A 21010-nucleotide genomic window follows, 5' to 3' on the forward strand; every position below is an offset into this window, starting at 1 on the left:
GGTGCCTGTTCTCTATTCACTCGATAAACGCTTCATATGTATCCAGTTCGCCGGCTTTGATGACATGTCCGATAAAGTCTTCGTAGCTGATGATGCCGAGTGCTGTGGCTTCATTAAACAGTTCCTGCACGCGTGCTGTGTCCGGATGGATATCTGCGTTTTTGGTCGGGTGCAATTTGCCTGAATGGCCGGCGATCTTGCCTTCTTCATCGAAAACGACGTTCAGTTCACCGAGGTTGGTGTCGTATTCGCCGGTCTGTACGACCAATGTGTCGCCGATTTGGTTCGGTGGGTTGGTTGTGACATGCGAGTGGCCACCGATAATGACGTCGATGCCTGGTACTTCTTTCGCCAATGTGCGATCATGGCCGATGCCGATATGGGTCAGCGCCACGATTTTATCGATGCCAATCGATTCGAAATGGGCGACGGCTTGTTTGGCCGCTTCGGTGTAATCTGCGAATGAAACATGGCCAGGAACGGTCACCACTTCATTGTAATGTGTGATGCCGAATATCCCGACCTGCTCGTCGCCGACTGTTTGCACGAAGCCTTTATTGATGCGGCCGTCCACCGGCTCGTCTGTGTAGCTATAGTCTGCAAAGGGCTCAAGGAATTGATCTTGAGAGAAGTCGACATTGGCACCAAGCACCGGATGCGCCGCGTTTCTAACGTAGGTGCTGAGCGGGCCGTGGTCGATGACGCCTTCGCCTAGGTCAAACTCATGATTGCCGAGCACCATCCCGTCATAATCGAGGTGGTTCATGAATACCGCATTTGCGAGTGAGTCCTGCACTTTCCGCCCGATTTCCCAAGACGTCATATCCCCTGCCGACAATAAAAGATGATGGGTGCTGGCTTCGCGGATGTCTTCAATCAGTGAAGCGCGCCGTGAGATATTATCCATCACGGTATGGGTATCGTTTGTGTGGATTAAGGTCAGCTCGAACGGTTCGGGTTCTTCGGGTTCCGGAGATTCATTTGATTCACTACCTGACGAAGCTGTTTCGTCTCGATCCGGTGCTTCAGCGTCCCCGAGACCTTCGCTTTGGTCTTTTTGCGGCCAAATGAGGAATGCGGTAAAGCCGACCATGATTGCCGCTAAGAGTGTCACGATTTTTTGCATAGTTGTCACGTCCATTTCCCTAAAAAATCTCTATGCACAGTCTACTATAGAATATGGGGGAAATACGCAATCTCATGGATTCTTAACCATTTCTTCACCCTTCTTTAATATTCCTCAACAGTAAATGAGCCTCATGCATTTCATCCTCCCGTAACCATGCACTGAGTTGTGACATTCATTGTCTAGCTCGATCGCTTAGCGTGAAAAATGCCATGGGCTGCTAAATTACATGCTGTTTATCCTATATATGGGTGTATGGGAATTAATGACCTGATTTTCATTTATTTATTTTATTTTCTATTTTAGTTTATAATAGAGATATGATTGAAATAGAAAGGATTTTTTTAGTGAAGCTTAAAAAGCGAGCGATTTGGTTCAGTCTTTTTGTGTGTTTTGGTTTGGTACTTATTGCGTACGCCCCTTTTACATCAGGGAGTGAATTTCAAGTTACGGCAGACGGAGAAGACCTATCAAGCACTGATACTGAACAATTACATATAGAAGATATTTATCAAGAAGTGATTTCATATAATGTCTTGGATCGAGAACAGAATAAAGCCGAAATCACGTTAACTACACGGGAATTCCCAAACGGAGATACGATGGTTTACCTTGAAGCGGAAACAGATGGCTATCTTGAACCGATCGATTTCCAACTGCCCCTTAGCGGTGAAAGCGACTTGGAGTATTTAGAAGAGCAGACGGTGCCCGAATTGTATCCACACCGGAAAGAACGGAAACTTGAAGACCCCTTATCTACAACACTTAAATATATGGAAAATGAAATGAATAGTGCACTCATTGGCACATCTGTTTATTATAATGATATTTCCCACACTTACGAAAATGGCCAATTAAGCCGCGTCGTTGAATTCCAGCGGGAAGCGGATACCTTGGATATCAGTGAAGAGGGATGGAAAGTGACGATTGAGTTCGCTCCTGGTGAAGAAAAATTTTCAACCTGGCTCATGATATCAGAAGAGCCATTGATTAGCAGCAAAGAACAATTTGAACAAGTCCATAAAATCGCTGCAGATGAATTCCGCTGGATTACACCAGATACATTGTGGTCACATGGATTGAACGCCATCTTTCCTAAAACCGATCGTGCCTTCGTCCGCTCCCTCGTCAGGCAAAGCGGCCGGGCTAGTGCAGTCATGTTGGAGACAAACCCTTCCCGTATTTGGGAAAATATCAATCGCCACCAATTCGCGGCACTGGAAGTCTCGCGAAACGAAGATGGCTTGTGGCATAGCGACTACACCAGCACCTGGCTTGAACGCGCTTATGACATAGGCCCTGAATACATCGATACGAGGCATAACGACAATATTTTCCGGGCACAATTAAAACGCGCTGAACAATTGGGCTATGAGGATTATGCGCAAGAGCGCGCCGTTTATGCTGATTTTCTGATTGAGATGTCTGAAGCGGGCTATACGATTCCCCAAGGCCCCGGTTATTATTTAATGGATTATTTCGATATGCAGCATGATACCCACAGCTCCTTGAATCATGCACTCAGCTTGATGAATTACCAATACGATGCCTATCTTCATCTTGGAGACGAGAAATACCTGGAGAATGCGGAAGCTCAATTTTCCGCTCTTCTCCATACCGGCACCGGATGGGTGGATGAGGAAAACACGATCATTTACCAAATGCGGCCCGATGGCACGATGAGCGGCCAGGATTATAACCTGGTTACTTATTATGATTTGCTTTACACTAAAAAACTTCGAAACGAACTTGAGCTCCCCGCTTCAGAAACACTCGATTATTTGATTGAAGTGAAAGAGCAGAACTTGCAAAATAAAGATATTGCTATTGAAGGCACTTTTGAAAATGTCGAAGAGTTCGTAGGATTAATCGAATAAAAATAAAAACGGAGCTTCCATTTTAAATGGGAGCTCCGTTTTTATGAATCCGGTTAAAGCCTGGTAATGAGGTGCAAATTTATTCTTGGTGCAAAGCTTTCACAACTTCTGGTGATACTGCCAAAGTTCCGCCTGTCGTGAACACTGTGCCATAGTAATGGGCTCTTGTTTCAACGGCTTCGTTTACACTGTCTTGTTTCACAAGAAGCATAGGCGCATCATAAGCTGCTGCGAGGACGTTTCCAGTCAAAGCATCCGGGAAGTTCTGGCCGTTTGCAGCCAAGCCTTCTACAGCATTTTCAAACAATTGTTCCGCTACAGCAAGTGAAGTCAAGTAACGGTTTGCGCCGCTGACGCGTGTAGCGTTCGGCAACGAGTCTGCTACATCTTCGGAAACAGCTAAAGTTCCGCCGATTACAGTAGTCGTTTCGTATTCTTCAAGCTCTGCTTCGATGACAGCCGGGACGCTATCCGGGCGCGTCAACAAGATCGGCTTATCGTTAACCGCTGCGTAAGATCCCGCTGATAGTGCATCCGGGAAGTCCATTCCGCTTACGACAACCGCGTCAGTAGCATCAGTTACCAATTCATCGGCAATTGCTACAGCTGTGTCGTAGCGTGTTTTTCCGCCGACTCTATCTACTTCCAGTCCCAAATCGCCCAATTGGTCAGCAACATCGTCTGATACCGCTAGGCTACCGCCCAATACGATCGCTTTTGTTGCACCCAAGCGCTCGATTTCTTCGGCTACCGCGCTTGGCAATGAACCAGAACGAGTCAATAGCACCGGTGCGTCTTCCTGATCAGCCAAAGGTGCTGCTGTTAAAGCATCTGCATACTGGTCGCCGCGAGCGATGACAACCGTGTCCGCAGAATCCCAGCCTTGTTTCGAAACGGAAATCGCTGTGTCATAGCGGCTTTCACCTGACAAGCGCACTTGGTTGATGCGGCGCTCTTCGTAAGGCTCTACGCCTTCGTCAGCAAATGATTGTGCGTGCTCTTCGAACATTTCCCAGTCCGTGAATCCTGGCTCTGTGACACGGCCATCTTCGTAAGCTTTTCCAAACGATTCAAAACCATCGCCGCCTTTAGCAGTGAAGGAGTTCGTTGCGACTGTATAGGTTTCTTCAAGATCCAATTCATCGTAATAATCCCCTGTGTCTACGAACACTGATAAGACGCGATCGCCGGCTGGCGCTTTGCCGTCATAGTTGAAGAACATGCCGGACACGTGAAGGAATCCACCGTTTTCTTTCGGGTATTCACGGACGCTGTGCTCGAGTGCGTCTTTGAGTTCCTGGCCAGTGACTTCCATGATTGCCAAGGCATTGCCGAATGGCAAGACTGTTAAGACTTCACCATAAGTGATCGGCCCTTCGTCGATAGACTCACGGATGCCTCCGCCGTTTTGAAGTGCGATTGTCGTGTTAGGGTTGATTTCTTTCGCTTTTGCGAGCATGCCATCCGTGATGAAGTTTCCAAGGTTCGTTTCGCTTGCACGGATTCCGAACTCTCCGCGTGTGCCGTTCAAGAAGACATTCGCTTCAACGCCGATTTCCGTGTCTTTCAATGCATCCACTTCTTCTTTATATGGCGCAAGAATTTCTGCTGCTTCAGCATCTGCTTCTGCAAGTGCAACTTCATGGTGTTCACCGACAAAATCTGTCACATTTCCAGCTTCATCGAAAGTTACGTCCAGTTGGCCGAGGAATTTATTGTACTCATTCGCTTGAACAATCACTGTATCTTCGACTTGCTGCGGCGGCAATAGTTTCGTATGCGTATGCCCACCGACGATGACATCAATGCCATCAACTTCTGCAGCTAGTGTACGGTCGTTGTCGACTGCCGCGTTGTCATCGTAGCCGATATGCGTCAAAGCGATGATCTTGTTGACTTCCTGACCCTCAAACCATGTTACAGCTTCTTCTGCCGCTTCAAGATAATCAGTGAATTCAACATTGCCAGGACTGGAAATGTCTGCGGTTTCAGCAGTCGTCAAACCGAAGATCCCGACTTCCTCGCCGTTCACTTCTTTTACAACACCGCTGTAAATTTGTCCGTTAGCAGCCGTTTTCGTAAACGCTTCGCCTGCTACCAGCGGTGACATATTCGCATCGCCTGAGAAATCAACGTTAGCCCCGACCAACGGGAAGTCTGCTCCTCCAACGAATTCAGCTAGTGAAGCGTGGCCTTCTTCGCTCGAACCAAGGTCGAACTCGTGGTTACCGAACGTCATGGCGTCATACTGCATATAATTCATCAACGCCAAATCCGCTTGCCCTTCGAAGGTGTTGAAATACAATGAGCCTGAGAAGACGTCGCCTGCATCAAGCAATAGGTTGTTCGCATTCTCCGCACGGAGTTGCTTGATCAATGTTGCGCGTTTCGGCGCGTTGTCCAGGTTCGCGTGCGTGTCATTCGTGTGCATGATCGTTAACTCGAAATCGCCTTCAGCTGCCTCCGCTTTTTGCGAATCGTAGATCCCGACGACTGTCAAAGCCAGTGTCGTCGCCATTACAGAAGTGAAAATCTTTTTCGGCATTTCTACACCATCCTATCAATTTTTTTTGACGAACGTCTCTCAGGGCTGTATCTTTCTGACTATGTATGAAGACGTTTGTCCCTATTACCCATGATACTACAAAATATTTCGAAGGTAAGTAAAATTTTGATAAATATTTCGAAAACGTTTACATTTTTTCAGATTGCAATAAATTTATTGAATTAATTCCATATAAAGGAAAAATAACATAGCGCCTTTAACATGCAAATCTGGTTATTTTTATACTTCCTTTCTTTTTATGTGATGAGTTTCTACTATTATAATAGTGATTACATGACTACTCTCAATAAAGCAAAAAACAAAAGCGGAGCGCCTTTAGGCACTCCGCTTTCATAACTCTTACTTATTGTTCAAGTACTCGTCCAATTGCTTCAGGATTTCATCGGATACTGCTTGCGATCCACCGATCACTTTCGCGTATTCGACGCCATTCTTCTGCAAGTGTTCGCCAAGTTCTGCTGGTACGGATTTTCCTACCAAGTAAACGCCAGTGTCATGTTTCGCTGCCAGCGCGCCGCCTGCTAGAGCATCCGCAAACGCTGTGCCTGTCGCGATGTACACTGTATCAGTAGGGCTGCCGAAGTATTTCGCTACTTCAAGGGAAGTTTCATAGCGGTTAGAGCCCTTGATGCGGAACGAATTCGGAAGTTCGGATGCTGCTTGTTCGCTGATCGCTTGAGTACCACCGATGATCAAGCTGCTTTCCGCTCCCATTTTCACTAACGCCGCTTTTGTAGCATTCGGAATAGATCCTTCGCGTGCCAATAGGATTGGCGTGCCTTCAGAACCTGCATAGCTTGCTACGCTAAGTGCATCCGGGAAGTTCTCGCCGCTTACTACGATAGCAGATGCAGATTTACCGAATTTCTCAGCGATCTTAGCTGCAGTCTCATAACGGCTTGCCCCGCTGATGCGTTCCACTTCAATGCCGTCAGATTTCAATTGCTTCACGACATCATCAGAAATGGCAATTGTTCCACCCAGGACTTGAACTTTCTTCGCGCCTAGACGCTTGATTTCATCATATGTTTCAGATGGCAATTTCGCTGTGCGAGTCAGAAGAAGTGGAGCATCTTGTTGCTTCGCAAGCGGTACGCCCGCTAGTGCATCTGCATAGTTATCCCCACGCGCAAGGACGACTGTTTCTGAAGAATCCCATCCTTCTTTGCTCAACTCAACAGCTGTGTCATAACGGCTTACACCGGAAATGCGCTCAGCGCGTAGTTCAGAATCAGAACGGTCGATCTTCACTTCTTTTTCGATCTTGTTGCCAGCTCCGTCTTCTGCAACTACCATGAACGTGTTAACGCCAGGTGCCAAGTCGACTTTCGCTGTTACTGTTTTGCTGACTGGATTAGCCAACGTGATTTCATCAAAGACGTCCTGGTTATAAAGAACATCTCCATCAAGTGATAGTTTCACCATGTTGAAGTTGTCTTTCACCGTAATGTCGAATTCCACTGATTCCTCGTCTTGGTCAACCACGCCAGGGGCGTCGATTGCAAGCGTCGGGTTCACTGTATCCACATAGACTGGGCGGATGATCGAAGATGTGTTGCCATTGTAATCTGTCGCTTCGAACTTCACATCGTGGCGGCCAGTTTCAAGTTCGATTGTTGTATCGAACGCGAAGCCTTTCTCCGTTTCAGTGAATGCCACTTCTTTGCCGTTCACTTTCAAGGTCTTCAAGTTTTCTTCGACTACATAACCTTTGATAGGCACTTCATTTTTCCCGTAAAGGCCAAGCGCTGCTGGGCCGTTATCATCAACGTAGATGACAGGTTTAACTGTGTCATCGGCGTTCGAGATGGCGTAACCCATGTTGTAAGCATGATCGTAGACAGCGACTTCAATCAAGTCAGCTTCTGAAGCATCAACGCCAAACTCATCCAAGTCGATTACCGTTTCATCAGCCCCGAAGAATCCTTCTGCCGGCAAACGCTTCCCGTTTACATTCACAGAGAATTCCTTAACGCCGACACCTTCGTCAGACAAGGAAACTTCCAATGTGTTGTCTTCTTCATTTACAGTAACAGAAGCTTTCGGTGCAGTTGTATCGATGTAGACCGGCAACTTCTTGCTCTGCCAATCTGCCTCTTCGTAGTCGACTTTCGCTTTGTACTCATATTCGTACAAACCATCTGCCGCAACTTCACCTTTCACTTTGCCGTCCCAAGCACGGGCTTCTGAATAGCTGATGAACGTGCCAGAGCCGCCGTTAAAGTAGTTCTTGCGGACATCTTTCTCGATGTTTACTGTACGGACTTTTTCGCCCGATTCGTTCAAGATGTTCGTTTGCAGCTCATCCGCATTCCGGAGCAGCGTGATGTTGCCGTTGATCTTATCGTTCAAGCCATCGTTGTTTGGAGATACTGGGTAAACCCATTCGCCATCAACTTCTACTAGATCGTAGTAGTAAGCTCCATCGTCAGCGTCTTTAATCTTGTAGAGATCATAGTACTGCTGGTAGAAATGCGGCTCGTCTTTTTCTTCAACCCCGAAGGAATCAATGATGTCCGGACGGTCCCATTCGCCGTAGAAGCTGATGTATGGCAAGACCAAATCAGGATTAGACGATCCTTCTTCAGCTGTCAATTTCACGAAGCCTTCTACGAAAACATCTTCTTCAAGTGCTTTTGTGATGGCGTTGCCGTCTTTATCAAGCCCTGGCACTTTGCCTTCGCTGATATCGATTGTCACCGTCACATCTGTCGTTCCGTTAGCTGGTACAGTTACTGTTTCAGGAGCCGTTACTTTTGCTCCTTCAAGTGCGCCTGATTGGAGCAAGTTGGAAGTTACTGCGCCTTCTTCTTGGAACATATCGACAAGTACTGAAGTGTCGACTGAGTATGTCGCATCTTTATCCGACATGTTTTCAGCTTTCAATGTGAAGGAGAAGGAATCGCCAGTGAAGTCTTTGACGTTCACTTTCGCTTCGTTTGTCGCTTTTTCAGTCATGATAACTGGTGTAGTGACAGCGCCGTTAAGCTGCATCATTCCGGCACCTTGGCGGCGAGGCGAGATCGTGTCGCCTGATTTGCCGTGTGTGATGTCTGCAGTATTCAACATCAATACTTTCGCTAGGCGAGTGCGTTCTTCAAGTGAAAGGTTTTTGAACTCGTCATGGTTTTTCAAGTACTGCTGGACAAGTGCCGCACCGCCGGCAACGTGTGGAGCTGCCATTGACGTTCCACTCATCACACCGTATTTGTCATTTTCAAGCGTAGACAAAATGTTTCCGCCTGGTGCAGACAATTCAGGTTTGAACTCAAGATCCGGCGTTACGCCCCATGATGTGAAGTCCGTTGCACGGCCCACTTCAGGTCCAAGTTCTTTGCCTGTTTGCTCAACATCTGCGCCAAGTTCCCCGTCTGCAGCAAGCGCTTCTTCAAGCTCCAAGCCGTCTTCTCTCGTAATCTTCATGAACGGAATATCCCAGCCGCCTTGGTCTTTATAGAATATCGGGCTAGTAGAGTTATAAACGATGATGCCGATTGCGCCAGCTGCCGCTGCCCAGTTTGTTTTATCCACGAATGTATGCTCGCCACGTTCAACGACAACTACTTTGCCTTCTACATCGATGCCTTCATAGTCTTCAGCAGATCCTAAAGCAGTTGAATCACCTGTCAATTCTTTCAAAGAAACTACTTCAAAATCATCGCCAGCTGTTTCGAAATCTGTCCAGTCATCTACGCCGAATCCTTCTACTGTGAAGTCATCGAACTCAACATCATGCGTGTAGTGGTTGACAACATTCCCAGTAGCCGCGACTTGGATGGTGTCTTTGTTAAGCCCTGGAGACCCAACCAAACCATAATCCGGGTTGTCATAATGTGGGTTATCGTATCCGTATCCGATGTGTCCTGAGTTGCCGGCAGACACCGAAGAAACGATTCCGTTGTTTACAGCGTTCGTGATGGCTTTATCTTCCGCGCTGTCAGCGTCGTAGAATGAGGAAGTTGAACCTAAGCTCATGTTCAATACGTCCGCGCCAAGTTTAACTGCATCGTCGATAGCTGCCAAATAGATATCTGAGAACGTTGACGGGAAGTTGACGTCATTCGAGAATACTTTCATGCCGAGGATTTGGGATTCAGGTGCTACCCCTTTAATTCCGCCGTTTTCTTCATCGCCGTTAGCGCCGACTGTTCCCGCTACGTGCATGCCGTGCATGGATGCGCCTGGAGCATCGTCGCTGATTTCAGCGTTTTTATCATAATAGTTATATGCATAAGGAACTTTAACGTTTTGGTAAGCGCCTTTCAAGCCGTCTTTGGAAACCAGACCTTCAACATCAGTTTTCGTCAAATCAACTTTTGACTCATCAGTGATGTTGAAATCTTTATGGTCAGGGTCGATTCCTGTATCGATTACAGCAACGACCATACCTTCACCTTGGAACTTGCTATCAGCCCATACTTGGCGAGACTGGATGAAATCGTGGCTCGTTGTCATATCTGGAGTAGCTTCTGGTCTTTCGTACTCATTTGCAATATATACGTTCTTAACGTTCGGCAAGTCTTTGATCTTCTGGACATCGCTGAATTTAACTACGCCGCTGAAACCGTTGAATGCCGTCGTATATTCATATTGGGAATTTAGTTCAACGCCTTTGGAAGAAATGGATTTCTTCACATTTGCATGCGCTTTCACTAGTTGAGCTTCAATCTGCTCTTTTTCTGTTTTAGCAAGCTCTTTGTATTGGACACCTTTTGCAGATGCTACTTCAACCGCTGACTGTCCTTCAATTTCAACAATGACACGAACTTCTTCGTTCGGGTCTAATGCATCTTTTTGTACCATTTCAGCATTTTCTTTTTTCTTAAGCTGCTTGATCAGCTCTGCTTTTTCGTTGGAAAGAACGTTGATTGCCTGCAAATCCTTATCATTGGCTTTCTCTTTGTCGCCAGATGTAGCACTTGCAGTCATAACACCGTTACTTGCAACTAAACCTGCGATCATTGCAACAGATACAAACTTTTTCCAAGTCTTTGAACCGTTTTGCACAATGTAGCCTCCCCTAATGTTTTTTTCGAGGAAATTCACCCTATGTATGTTTCCCACTTATGTACGTATTTCCTCACAGATAAAATAGTAACAATAGTCATACAATTATGTCAATATGTTATTTGAATATTCTTGTGAATTGAATTAATGGAATTTAATAGAAATCATATAAGCATAAAAGATGACTAATAGGACAATATATTCCTGCGAATTGCATGTGTATAAGGGACCTTTTCGAAAAAATAAATTTTCGAGTTACGAATAATATTAGGTATTTATATCTATATTTAACGATTTTATTTTTATCGATTTGGATTTTTGAAAAATAATAGGTATAAATAATGCTTTTTCCAATAGAACTGAGTGTCAGAAAAAAACCTCTGATTTTTTCTAGTATTTTTTTACTTTTTGCTAGTTTTCTTGCAATTCTCTTCATTCAGGGAGCTTATTTGTGGGAATCCAAGAGTGATGATTCGGAAATGGGGGTTTGGCTAAAGAGCAGATAGTGAGGGTTTATGTGTTAAACAGTTTCGATATTCGATTCGATCTTCATTTTGCTATTCGCCGCCTTGCTTTGGGTTGGCCTTTGGCACTAAGCCAATGAAATGGCGAAAGGAAGTTGAGTCATTTCATTTGCGACGCATCTGCATAGCAGATGTGGGAGCAAGGTGCTTGATGTGATGCTCGAATAAACTTTTTGTCCTCTGCGTCGGCTCACCCTTGGCGCCGGCTGGCTGAGAGATTTCTTTGGACGTTGATTGTTTAAGCTGTTCTACTTCTTTATTCAGTTGCCGGCTAGCGGGGGAATCGCTTCCTTGGACGTGCTTAGAGCAGAGAGTGAGAGTTCGACAGTGGAATTGTTCGGATATTCTATTGAAGTGTCATCTGAGTAGTCGCCGCCTTGCTTTGGGTTGGCCTTTGGCACTAAGCCAGAAAGTACGCCTGTCTTACTGCGTCGGCTCACCCTTGGCGCCGGCTGGCTGAGAGATTTCTTTGGACGTTTTCTGTTTAAGCTGTTCTGCTTCTATATCAAGTTGCCGGCTAGCGGGGGACTCACTTCCCGAGATGCAGCATTTGACACACAAGTGTTTGAACTGAAAATCACACTCTCTTTGATCCAAACGATATGAGCTACAAAACATGATGCATTTCCACACTTCACTTTAAATGAACTGAAGAAACGATCTTCCACTCTAAAACTAGAGACGGAGTGGAAGGGGGTGAATGGATGGCGAGGGGTAGCCGAGTCCATTCATTTGCGACGCATCTGCTACGCAGATGTGGGAGCAACGGTTCTTCTGCGATGCTCGAACACAGAGAAATTCGGTACGTTGGCTGGGCACCCGCATCCTGCGAGCCCCAAGCAGCCCCCTGCAACGCAGTCGAAAAGCGGAAGCTTCTCCTATCTCTTTTTTATTTACTTCACAATTTATGTCTCATCAACTGTATGACCCGTATCCTACGCCCCCTCCGGAAAGCGCTCCCCTGCAACGCAGTCGCCAAAACTAAATAGCCCCTCTCTCTTTCATCCACACAAAAAAACCATCCACCAAGAGAGGCAGATGGTTCTTCGTATTATTTGTAGCTCACCAATTCAACAACAGATTCCTGTTTGTCATCTCCGTTAGCGACTACTGTTTTTTCCTGGATGAATCCAAGACCTGGCGCGAAATAACGCGTCATTGTCGTTACTTGGTCGGATGATTCGGATTTCAGGACTTGCTCGACGACCAATACGTCTTCGAATGTGCCCGCTTGTGTTTCCAGCGTTTCGCCGTTCGACGTAATAATCCATTCACCTTCAGTGCTGTTGGCTTCATCGATCATGACGACCGGCGCACTCATCGGCACCAAACCTTCGATCGAAATGTCGCGCTCGCCTTCGAGTTCAGATGTTTCAATCAGCATGTTCATGGACGACTCTGTCCATTCAGTCACTTCGATCGTAGCAGCTTCGCCGAATGTGATTTCCTCGAGCACTTGGTTTCCGGATACTTCAAGAACTTCACGCGTCAATTCGAAGTCTTCCACTTGGAAGTTCTTGACGAGGCCGAGTTCTGGCATGTACAACTGGATACCTGTCGGGTCTGTCACTTCGATTGGTGCGTCTTCTGTTGATTCCACATCTGTTTCAGTTGTTTCTGTTTCCGCGGCTTCGGTTTCGGTTGTTTCTGTGCCGCCTGTGCCATTGACTTTATCGTCTTCTGCAGAATCGGTCACAGCGGTACCACAGCCTCCGAGGAGGACGGCTGTGAGCAAAAGACCACTGAATTTCTTCATGTATTTAACCACCTTATCATTTTTGCATTGCGTTGATCGTTGTTTTAATAGACGAGTTGACTGCGCCGCCAATGTAATATGTGCGGTTGATCAGTTTCTCTGTGCTGTGTTGCGTCAATGAATCCGTTAGTGTAGATGGCAATGATTTATCGGGCACCAGGAAGAGTGGTGCATTGTAACGGGCAGAGACTGCGGATGATACAAGCGCATCCGGGTAGTTCGTGCCAGTTGAGACAATCAAACGGTTCGACATGAATTCATCTGCGAAGTAATCGATCGCAGCCGTTCCTGTTTCATAACGCGTTTTGCCTGATAGGCGGCGGACAGCGTCAGAACCAATTTCACGTTTCACGGCTGTTTCCAATGAAGCTGAAACTGCAGATGTACCACCGACGATGACGACTTCGTCACCGAAAGCTGTCTTCAAGCTGGCCGGTACGGCCTGACCATCGCCAACAAGAACAATCGGCCAGTTCTTAACTACAGCAATGCTGGCAGCAGTTAAAGCATCCGGATAATTATTGCCCGCGGTAACAAATACGCCATCAGTAGCAGGCAATTTTTCGTTGATTTTCTCATTTGTGTCATAGCGGGTTTGGCCAGACAAGCGTTCAACCGATAACCCCATATTCTTCAACTTGCTTTCTACAGAGCTAGAGAGCGCAATTGTACCGCCCACTATAATCACTTTATTGGCTTTTAAGCGTTTTAGCTCTTGTTCCACGGCTGGAGTAAGAGCATCCGTTCTGCTCAAAAGGATAGGAGCATTGCCGTAATGTGCCGCCAAAGGACCAGCTGACAATGCGTCAGCATATTGGTTCGATGTAGCTAAAACTACCGTTTTCTGACTCTTCGTAGATGCAAATCCGTTAGGGTAGAGCAACTTGGACACGGCAACGGCTGTATCGATGCGGCTCTTGCCTTGCACATTTTGCGGAGTATACGAATACTTGGTTTCATCTGTGTTCGTATAGATTACTTTCTTAGCCCACACATCATACAATTCCGAGTTCGGCCAGTTGCGGGCATAGCTGCGAGCTTCCTCGCGGTTGTAAAGGTGGACCATCTCGCCTTTATCTTTCGAACGGACGATGAAGTTTTTGCGTTTGAAGTTCGACCAGACGATATCGTCTTCGAGCGTCGACTCATCGATGACAGATGCCTGCGATAATTTTCCAGCTCGGGCAATCGCTGCTTCTTCTTGATAGAAACGCTCTACTTCGTTATCGCTGCCGTCCAGGACGACGAATTTCTTCGGCAAGTAGTTGGACCACAGGACAATTCCCGTTGTCGTATGGACAACTCTTGTGTTCTTCCATTTTTTCGCTTCGTTGACCGCTTCTTGTTCTGTCCCGAATAGATTATTGCTCATTTTTACGGATGGATGATAAATGCCATAGACTAATGGGCGGTCAACTGGTTCAGGATCAGGCTTCGTTGCGCCGTCCACTTTCCCGGTTTTCTTATGAATTACATAACTGCCTGAAATAGTTTTTGAATAATTCAACGCATCGGTTTTCGATGTATAGTGTTTGATCGCTTTGCCGTTTTTGTCGTTGACGACATAAACGTTGAAGAAATCATCTACCCCTTTTGCAACATTCGCTGCAATTTTCTGTTGGAACCAAGCTTGCTTGATCATCGCTTCTTCTGTCGGATTGGACATATAGCCGACTTCGAGCAGCACAGCTGGCACATTTGATGTACGTGTTACGTACAGGCTGTTTGCGACGATGCCGCGGCCTTCCTTAACGCCTGAGTTGATGACTGCGCGGTGCGTGTTCGTTGCCAAACGGCCGCTTTCCGGCGAGTAATGGCGCTGTAAGACTGATGGTGGATATGACGAACTCGCATATCGATTATCGAAGTAATACGTTTCGTATCCACCGTATGTAGGTGAACCCGTCGCATTGTGGTGCACGGACATGAAAATGGTATTGTCATTATTTCCGCTTGCAATCATGCCGTTTGCGACTTTCATCCGCTCGACGAGATCCGCACTGGATGAAATGCGTGAAAACTGGACATCGGATGTTCTGGTCATGTGAACGACAAATCCTCTTTTCTCTAGTTCGGATTTCAATCGCTTCGACACTTCCATATTGGCGTGTTTCTCGTAATAGCCGGTCCGGTTTCCTGAGTAACCAGCCGTTCCGCCGTAAGCTCCTCCGTGTCCCGGGTCTAATATAACAGTTGGTTTACCGGCTGCCGAAGCAGTTCCGGTTCCCATTCCAATGGCTAGCAGCAGCAACAACACAAACAAAAGTTTCTTTTTCAATGCTACATTCCCCTCTTTCTGACCTAATAGTACGGGGGAAAATTAGGAGAAACAAGAGAATTTTACAATATTTTCTTAAAATGATTCTTTATACAGCGTTTAAAAGTGAATTTTTCAGACGCAAAGATAATAGTCCTATGTAAATTACGAAAAATCCTTTAATTGTATACACAATTTAGGTATTTATAATCAATATCTTTTTATTGATTATGCAATAAATTTGCATTATCATTCGTAAATTTGAATTAACAAAAAAAACCAGAGAAGAGTTAACTCTCTTCTCCGGTCTCTGCTTCTTCGTCATCATCCAGGAAATTGCTCAGCAATGCATCCGAATGGTTTAAGATTTTCAACGCTCTTTCCTGCTGCTCTTCGATGATTTCAGGCTCCGGTTCGATCCGCTCCATCGTCTCGAAGTCATAATAGCGTTCGGGATATCTGGCGTTTTGGCCCAAGTACATATGGTCGCCGGTGATATATGAGCCCCCCGGCAAGTAATAGCGCACTGCGAGCAAGTTATTCTCGTATTGCAGCATATTATGCCCGACCATCGGCGCTTGCGGTTCGATGCCCATCAAATTCATGATGGTTGGCATCATGTCCACTTGCCCGCCAAAATTCGAATTCACTTCTGACTCGAGTAATCCAGGAGCTGCGACAATGAATGGCAAAAGGAAACGATCTTTTAACGAATAAGTATGCCCGAGCAAGTCGGCCATCAGCTCGTTGTCCTCTTTTGTCATCGGCCGGCCATGAAGCCCTGAGTGGTCGCCATTGACGACAATCAGTGAGTCTTCATAAATGCCTTCCGCTTTTAGGAAATTGATGAATTCCCCTACCGCTTCATCGGCATACCGGATGGATTGCAGGTAATTTCCTGTGTAGGTATCCACGTATTCTTCCGGCAACTCCAAATACTTGTCTTGTTCACGCACTTCAAAAGGCGTATGGCTCGTTACGGTCATCAAGTTTGCATAGATTTTTTTCCCAGAGGCGATTTGCTCTTGTATTTCACCTTCTGCAAACTCGAACATCGTCCGGTCGGATGGCCATAACCCAATCAGGTCTTCATTCGGGATCTCCTCGCTCGAATACGCATAATCAAATCCAAGCGATGGGTACAATTCCGCGCGGTTCCAATACTCTAACTTGTCTGCATGATAAGTCGTTGTGTAATAATCACGCTCATTGAGCATATTGACAAGCGATGGCAATGGGCTGCCGTTCAAATAATTGACCGTCGGATCCAAGCCTCTCGTCAACAGTGACATATGCAATAGCCACTCGGCATCAGATGTGTTGCCTGCACCGATTTGTTGGAACATGCGGTCAAAATACAGGCTGTCGCCAAGCAATTCATTGAGATTCGGCGTCAATTCCTGCCCATCGATCGATTGGTTAATGGCGAAGTTCTGCAAGGATTCGACTTGAATGATGAACAGGTGGCGATCTTTTGCGATGCCGAAGCGATCGTGTTCCGTATAAGGCACGAACTCATTGCCTTTCAGCTTAGCCAGCTCCTCATCCGATAGCAAATGCATTTGGGCCGATGCGCTATTTTGCTGCGCTGCCTGGACCAATTGGGTCTGGACAAATCCTTGTTCCTTTGCGAATAAAGTCATATCCAAAATCGGCTTTTGCAGGGCGACCACTGTCGTCACCACGCTCAGCACCACCAGTACAAAAGCTGCTACGCTGATCTTCTTGCGGTTTTTCATTGTCAGCGGCCGGTTCCAGTATAAAACGAACAAAGCTATGTAGACGATGATATCGGCAAAGAACAGGAAGTCGAGCGGTGCATACAATAAGCTAACCGTTTCCATGACCGAGCCGGCTTGATCGCCTTGCTGAAGGTCAAAATAACTCGGCACGGTCTGGAAATAGCGCTCATACCAGACGATCGACACAAGAAGCGCCGAGACGAACAGGTTATAGATTAACGCCACTAGCGGGCTGACCCGGCGCAGCACAACGAACAATAGCACCGGCAAGAGCATGAATACCGGAAAATCGATGGCTATTAGGCGCAGCCAGGAGACTTCACCGTAGACCAGGGTACGGAATACCCCTAGCTTGATGAGCAGAATGACGGATAAAATCACTAAAACCAGCAACGGGGAATTAAGTTTTTTTGTCTTTTTCATAATAAACACCTCATAATCAATGAATCCATCATAGCACTTTTATTACAATTATTACAATAGCGCTAATATTAGGTAAAGACGCCAGACCGTGGCGCAAGGTTCCTTTATGCCCCCATCCCTTGAGTAGCAAGACATCGCTAGATTTTCAAGTTGTTGAGCTTTTACAGAAAATTATTATAGAAAATCAGGTAGATAGATTCCAGAGTTCTATTGGATGAAGTTAAAAATGACAGCGGGAAATGCTTTTTCAGGGAGATAGGAGAGTTTGCATGCCAATCTGTTTTGACATTCGATTCTGGCTTCATGTTGGCATTCGCCGCCTTGCTTTGGGTTGGCCTCTTGCCATAAGCCAATAAGAACACTTGTCTTACGGCTTCGGCTCACCCTTGGCGCTAGGCTGCTGAGAGATTTCATTGGACGTTTATTGTTTAAGCTGTTCTGCTTCTGTAGTTAGTTGCCGGCTAGTGGGGGAATCACTTCGCGAACATATTTGAAGTGGATAGTGAGGGTTTACGTGTTGAAGTGTTTCAGCATTCTACTTGTGCTTCAGCTTCGTAGTCGCCACCTTGCTTTGGGTTGGCCTCTTGCCATAAGCCAAGAAGAACACTTGTCTTACGGCGTCGGCTCACCCTTTTACGCTAGGCGGCTTGGTGATTTCGTTGAGTCGAGTGTGTTTAGGTATATCTGCTTCTATACCCAGTTGCCGGCTAGTGGGGGAATCGCTTCCCGGAATGCAGCATCTGGCAAGTTGGTGCTTGAACCAAAAATTATTTTAATTGGTCAGAACCAGCGTCCCTCCAAAACAAAAGTTACTCAAGCTACAAAACATGATACATTTCAACATTTTCTATTGAGTGGACAGAAAAAATTTCTTCCTCTCTAAAACTAGAGACGGAGTGAAAGGGGGCGACGCCTGGGGGACCGCGCGGGCTGGCGAGACAAATGTGCCAAGCTCTTCGGCACATTGGCTCAACACCCGCCCCCCGGCAAGCGTCCCCCTGCAACGTAGTCGAAAAGCGAAAGCTTTTCCACTCGCTTCTTCTCATTTCATAGCTATCTATCGTATCAACTGCATGACCCGCATCCTGCGAGCCCCAAGCAGCTCCCTGCAACGCAGTCGATTAGCGGAAGCTTCTCCTATCACTTCATTGCAAAATTTCCGCATAAAAAAGCCGCCCTGGTGAGGACGGCTTTTTGCTATATCGTCGATGCCAACATTTACTTCACGAATTGTGATGTGTGTTCGATCGAGACGTTTTGGTAATAGAAATTCAAGATGTCCTCTGCGCTGTGGCCGGCTTGTGAGCGGTAATAGGATCCCCATTGACTCATGCCGACACCATGGCCGAAGCCAGTTCCGTCCATGATGAAGCGGTCTGATTCATCTACGATGTCAAAATCGGAGCTCTTCAAGTTTGCTGTCCCCACCAATGTGCGGAAAGTGGTCATGCTCGGTTTTTCACCGGCTTTATATGTGACGATGGCTTTGTGCTTTTTCAAAGAAGAGCCGATGTACTCGTCGCTCGCCGTCTTCAATGCACTTGGAATGACCGATTCGCCTCCAAGGTAATAAGCCTGGTCTTTTGTCAGTTTGCTGACTTGCTCCATATGTTCAGCCGGCAAACGGTTTGGATCCGGATGCAGCATGAGGATCGGAGAATTCGTTTTCGCAGCTAACACAGATCCTGCGAGCGCATCGACAAATGAATGGGCATTGCCGACAACAAGGTTTTTGCCGTTCATCGGCAATAGGCGGTTGATTTCAAGGCTGGTATCCACACGGGTTTTGCCGCTGATCCGGTCACTGTGGATATCGAGTGCCTCTAAAGCACCTGCCATATTTTCAGGAATCGCTTCATTCCCCCCGATGATCAGTGCTTTCTCGGTTCCGCTTTGCTCCATGAATGAGGCGGTATTGCCTGAAAGGTTCTTGCCTGTATGAATCAGGATCGGCAACTGATGAACAGCTGCGTAAGCAGAAGCTGATAATGCGTCTGATGATTGATCATTTCCAGTAGCCATCAACACAGTTTGAGTCTGGCCGATTTCTTGTGCAATCAGCAATGACGTGTCGGTACGGCTTTTTCCGGCCAATCGCTTGATGTTAAAACCTTTATCAATTAAAGCCTGTTCAACATTTTCTGAAATAGCCAAAGTGCCTCCCAACAGGTAGATAGTAGCCCCTTGGACGGTTTGCTTTTCCAAGAACTCCTCTACAGAAGATGGCAAAGCGTCACTCTTGGTAAGCAACATCGGCGCGCCATATTTATGTGCCAGAACCGTTCCGGCCAATGCATCCGCAGGTACATCCCCGCGGCCCAATACGATAGCTGGCGCTTTTTCAGTACCTAATAATTCTTTTGCAATTTCGATGGCCGTGTCATAGCGGCTTTTGCCAGCCAATGTTTTGGATGCTGCACCGGCTGCCATGTCGAAGCTCAAGGCCCCGTTTTTGCTGTTGCGGATATAATAATCCATTTCAAGCGTGATCGATTGGACTTTTCCGGTGTTCGCGAAGTCTTCGGTTTGGATTTTGTTGATGGAAGCGATTTTGATCGATTCGACAGTTGAATCCTGGGCTTTTGCTTTACTCAATAAATCTTTTTTAAAATTGTTGAACGCATTTTTGCTTTGCTCACCAACAAGAGTGCCATTTAGGTTCAATTCACCTATCGTATTCCACCAAGGAGCCGGGGCCATCAAATCGACAGTAGCCGGAAGCTGCTGCTTAAGCCAGTTGAGTTTCCATGGTGTTTGGGGATCGAATTCGTCTTTTTGCGTAGCAGAGAGATAAGGCAATTTGCTCGACCAATATTGTTCAGGCAGTTCTGTTTGTCCGCCATTGCTTGATGAGAAATAAGCGGTGACAAAACCTTTTTGGCCGTCTGCTTTTTTATAAGTAAGAATCTGTCCTTCTGTTTCATTGACTGCACGGTTCGTGTATTCGTAAACCGGATTGTAATGCGGGGATAGAGAATCCCACATAAAGCCTTTATATACTTGGAAAGTTGTCGTATCGTCGATTTCCAATGTGCTTTGGTTCATCATCTTAGAGAAAATATAGGAACGGGCGACAATGGCTTGGGCTTTCAGTGATTCCATGCCCCTGTTTGCCCCCCAGCTGGCCGGGCTTTCGGATGGCACAACGCCTTTTAGGTAATCTTCAAATGGCAAAGAGTTCACGGGCTGTATTTTCGTAGTACCCGACATGCGGAATAGGATGGTACCGAGATACGGATAGATCGTCTGGGATCCAGGTTTGTAAAGATGGATGTTATTGGCCTTTGAATAAACAGACGGTTCGATCGTCACCGTGTTCAAACCGCTTTTCAAGGTTTGGCTGCCTTTTTTCAATACCAATTTGCCCGATGACACTTGCACCTGGTAGCGGGTTCCTGCTGTTAACTTCACGGTTTTGTCTTCTTTTAGTTGTGAACTGCCTTGTGGAACGAAATCGTAGCTGCTGTTCGTGCCTAAATTATTGGTCAGCCGGACTTTGACTGTAAAATCATCAGCTGCCGAGACGTTAGCCGCCCCACCCGCAAGAACCCCGATAAACAACAATATGGCCAAACCCTTCAGTAAAATTCTCAATGCTTTTCCCCCTAGTTAGACTATTTCAGATGAACATTCTCTCTTTTTTAACAGTATATTCTAGATTTTTATTAAAAGGTACATAAATTTTCTAAATATTTGTAAATAATTCCACCTATAAATTCTGTTTTTGTTAAG

The 21010-nt window shown here is 46.3% G+C and carries 8 protein-coding genes; 1 reads left to right on the plus strand and 7 read right to left on the minus strand.

The features are described 5' to 3' along the window. Positions 1-16: 16 nt before the first annotated feature. Entirely contained in the window at positions 17-1126 is a 1110-nt protein-coding gene (locus tag DFR62_RS04525; protein WP_158290786.1) for a bifunctional metallophosphatase/5'-nucleotidase, read from the minus strand. 518 nt (positions 1127-1644) lie between these two features. Between DFR62_RS04525 and DFR62_RS04530 the strand changes: the two genes are divergently transcribed. Next, entirely contained in the window at positions 1645-3003 is a 1359-nt protein-coding gene (locus DFR62_RS04530) for a hypothetical protein (protein ID WP_135449359.1), read from the plus strand. Between the two features lie 79 nt (positions 3004-3082). Here the strand turns inward: DFR62_RS04530 and DFR62_RS04535 are convergent, their stop codons facing one another. The 6 genes from DFR62_RS04535 to DFR62_RS04565 all read right to left on the minus strand — a co-directional run bounded on the left by DFR62_RS04535 (position 3083) and on the right by DFR62_RS04565 (position 20872). After that, a complete protein-coding gene (locus tag DFR62_RS04535; RefSeq protein ID WP_121298272.1) occupies positions 3083-5548 on the minus strand; it encodes a cell wall-binding repeat-containing protein in 2466 nt (821 codons plus the stop codon). A 360-nt stretch (positions 5549-5908) separates the two neighbouring features. Beyond that, positions 5909-10576, minus strand: a complete 4668-nt coding sequence (locus DFR62_RS17565; protein WP_277751595.1) for a cell wall-binding repeat-containing protein — start codon at positions 10574-10576, stop codon at positions 5909-5911. A gap of 1575 nt (positions 10577-12151) precedes the next feature. Further along, positions 12152-12856: a hypothetical protein gene (locus DFR62_RS04545; protein ID WP_121298274.1), complete on the minus strand. Its 705-nt coding sequence runs from the start codon at positions 12854-12856 to the stop codon at positions 12152-12154. A 16-nt stretch (positions 12857-12872) separates the two neighbouring features. Beyond that, positions 12873-15134, minus strand: a complete 2262-nt coding sequence (locus tag DFR62_RS04550; RefSeq protein ID WP_121298275.1) for a cell wall-binding repeat-containing protein — start codon at positions 15132-15134, stop codon at positions 12873-12875. A gap of 269 nt (positions 15135-15403) precedes the next feature. Further along, positions 15404-17278 carry an LTA synthase family protein gene (locus tag DFR62_RS04555; protein WP_121298277.1) on the minus strand — a complete coding sequence of 625 codons (1875 nt, stop codon included), beginning with the start codon at positions 17276-17278 and terminating at the stop codon, positions 15404-15406. A gap of 1218 nt (positions 17279-18496) precedes the next feature. Further along, entirely contained in the window at positions 18497-20872 is a 2376-nt protein-coding gene (locus DFR62_RS04565) for a SpoIID/LytB domain-containing protein (protein ID WP_121298281.1), read from the minus strand. Positions 20873-21010 lie beyond the last annotated feature (138 nt).

Source organism: Planococcus citreus (genome assembly GCF_003664125.1).
In the GTDB taxonomy this organism is placed as follows: domain Bacteria; phylum Bacillota; class Bacilli; order Bacillales_A; family Planococcaceae; genus Planococcus; species Planococcus citreus.